Origin of the sequence: Mesorhizobium sp. M7A.F.Ca.CA.002.04.1.1 (assembly GCF_004022805.1) — a bacterium.
GTDB lineage: Bacteria > Pseudomonadota > Alphaproteobacteria > Rhizobiales > Rhizobiaceae > Mesorhizobium > Mesorhizobium ciceri.
Genome location: NZ_RZPL01000730.1, coordinates 1 through 2,771 on the forward strand (window position 1 = coordinate 1; position 2,771 = coordinate 2,771).

Consider the following 2,771-nt stretch of genomic DNA (forward strand, 5'->3'; position numbering starts at 1 on the left):
CTTGATCGACGTCACGATGCCGGTCTTGTCATCGACGGTCACCGCCACCTTGGCGCCGACCTTCAGTTTCCCGATCGTCGCTTCGGGCGACAGCTGGTAGATCTTGCCGTCGTCGAGGGTGATCGACTTGGTCGTCGGATCGACGGCCTGAATGGTGCCCTGAACGGTCGCGGCATAAGCGGTGCCGAGGAAGGCGAGCAGAGCAGCGGTGGTTGCGAGGGTCTTCTTCATTGGTAAGCACTCCGTGCTGTTTCACTTTTCCGGACCGCCGCCTTGGGAAACGACAGCACCGGACGGCCTGAAACTGGACGGAAAGCGCACCCTCCGCAAATCACATTGGGTGAATTTTCGCAAACAATATCATAGGCTTAATTCCGACACATTATCTGCGACCTAGATCATTTCAGGCCGCTTCGGCTCCCCCAATGAACGCACTTCTGTCCGCGAAAAGAGTCACTTGGCCGATTGTGACGGGCGGCTTTCGATCACCACGCAGCCGCCGCAATCCATCTCGGGCGGCATCACGAAACAGAGCGCTGACCGATCGTCGATACACATTTTGTTTCGCGGATCAGTTCAAAAACCGCCACGCCAACGCTGATCAAACTCGCGCTACGGTTGCAAACCGACGTCGAATGCGGGATGGTGTCGACCGTTGACATGAAGGGGGGCCTTCCATGAAGCTTGCAGTCTGGACTGCGATGTCCCTGATGCTGGCGCTTGCTCCAGGATTGGCCGGCGCACAAGCCACGGATCCGGGCGACGACAAAACAATTATCTTCACTCCCGGCGACCCAGAGATGGCAGCGGCCACCGCGCAGGCGCTCGCCAGCCTGGACGACTTCCTGGCACTGTCCGAGGCGCCTCCCGCCGACACAGAGAGGTTCAAATTGAAGGTCAAGGTACGGGACGGCAACGTCACCGAACACTTCTGGGTCATACCGTTCCGCCGCACCGAAACCGGATTTGTCGGCATGTTGGCAAACCAGCCGGAGGAAGTGCACAACGTCGTCCTCGGCCAGAACATAGAATTCACCAGGGACGATATTTCCGACTGGGGATACACACGCGGCGGACGTCAGGTCGGCAGCTTCACCGTGTGCGTCATGTTCAACAAAATGTCGAAAGAAGAGGCGGACTACATGCGTGACAAATACGGCTTCGAGTGCTGAAAGCGCAGCCCGATCAACCCGCTTCGTCCTTCGCGCCGATCTTGCGCACAAGTGCCGCCGTCGCCAGCATCGCGCCCATGTCCGATATCATCGGCGCGACATGCCTGCTGTAGTCGAGCGGCACCGAAATATCCGGCAGCTCGAAGAAGTTCTTCGTCTGCGGCAACAGTAGGAAACCATCGCTGCCGTTGAGCGCGACGCGGGCTGGGTCGTCCGGCCAGGTTTCGCCAAGCCATTTCAGCGCCTGCGCCAGCCGGCCGCTCACCAATGGCTGTGCCGCCCCGAGATTGTCGGTGCGGAACTCGTAGGCGGCATCGAGCAAAGCATCGCCGCTGGACAGCTCTTGCAGCTTGCTGGCAAATATGCCGCGAAAGAAGCTGATCACCGCGTTGGTCCGCCGCGTCGCCACCAATATGCCGGGAAACGGCGCGATGGTCTCGAAAGCGACGATGACGCCCTGGAAGGCGGTCGAGGAGCCCTTGCCCGACCCTTCCCGCAGATGCGCCTCGTACAGTTCGAACGGAAACCCCTCATAGCGGCCCGCCACGATGTCGTCGAACGCCTGCCGGTTGAACGGACCAACCGCCGTGCGCGGCAACCGGTCGAAGGAATTCGGCGTCACGCCATGCTGGTAGCGCATGTCGGCGATGAAGCCGAATATGATCGGCAGCAGCGTCTCGCGGAACGATTGCTGCAGCCGCGTCGCCGGTTTCCTGGCCTGGAAATAGAGCAGGATCGAAGCCGCGAAGCCGATCACATAGAGAAATACATGCGGCGTCGAGACCCATTGCTCGTTGGGGTCGGCGACCTTGTTGAACAGCCAGGCGACCAGCACCACGGCCACCAGCACCAGCCCCACGAACACCGGCACCCGCCAGCGCACCTGCCGGACCGCCGAAGCCCTCGCCGCTTCATAGGCCTCGATGTCTTTTCGGATGCCGGCGATGACCGTTTCGCTCGGCATGAAATCCGCTGATTCCACCGCTACCCCCGCAATCCTGCCTCTGCGGGAGCATGATAGTTGGTTTTGCAAGGGCCGCCAGATGGTTAAGCGGGAACGCCTTCATCGGTTGGTGGAGAAGGGAAGACCGCTTTCAGTCGCTCCGCGACCCTGTCACGCATTCGGCCCTCCAAAGCCTCCATCAACACCAGCCGCTCGTGGTCGCCAGCGCGCAGGCGCATGAAGGGATGCATCCGGTAAGACGCGATCCTGCCGCGCGTACCGGCATCGGCACTGACATCGACAACGAGGATAGAGCCGATGCGGCCCGGCCATGGCTGCCGGGCAAAGGCGGTACCGAGGAAATCGCCGAGCCCATAGGCGACGATCGTCCCGTCAATCTTTTCCACCGGCTGCACGACATGGGCATGATGGCCCGCGATCAGCCCGGCGCCCTGCCCGGCCAGCCGCCTGGCCAGCGCTCGCGTCCCGTCGCGCGGAAAATGTCGGAACTCCCAGTCCCAATGCGGCACGGCGCAGAGAAGGTCCAAGCCAGCGGGTGGCCAGCTCGCCGGATCGCTGTCCATCGAAACGCGCCCGGCAAACAGTTTTTCATCGGCGTTCCGCCACAGCGTGAAGGCGGCGAAGCCGATATCAAG

At 61.5% G+C, this 2,771-nt stretch carries 4 protein-coding genes; 1 reads left to right on the top strand and 3 read right to left on the bottom strand.

Going from position 1 to position 2,771, the window contains the following annotated elements; genetic code table 11:
* On the bottom strand, positions 1-231 hold a 231-nt coding region (locus ENZ75_RS27515; protein WP_128278459.1), incomplete at its 3' end, for a DUF1344 domain-containing protein.
* Positions 232-677: 446 nt separating this feature from the next.
* On the opposite strand from ENZ75_RS27515, the gene ENZ75_RS27520 reads away from it, so the two are divergent.
* Positions 678-1,172: a DUF2314 domain-containing protein gene (locus ENZ75_RS27520; RefSeq protein ID WP_063168829.1), complete on the top strand. Its 495-nt coding sequence runs from the start codon at positions 678-680 to the stop codon at positions 1,170-1,172.
* Positions 1,173-1,185: 13 nt separating this feature from the next.
* Here ENZ75_RS27520 and ENZ75_RS27525 read toward each other — a convergent pair whose 3' ends face one another.
* Both ENZ75_RS27525 and ENZ75_RS27530 read right to left on the bottom strand, forming a co-directional pair.
* Positions 1,186-2,136, bottom strand: coding sequence for a DUF3137 domain-containing protein (locus ENZ75_RS27525; protein WP_164747158.1), 951 nt, complete (start codon positions 2,134-2,136; stop codon positions 1,186-1,188).
* Between the two features lie 83 nt (positions 2,137-2,219).
* Positions 2,220-2,771 (bottom strand): CapA family protein (locus ENZ75_RS27530; RefSeq protein WP_206617113.1); only part of this gene is annotated, 552 nt, incomplete at its 5' end.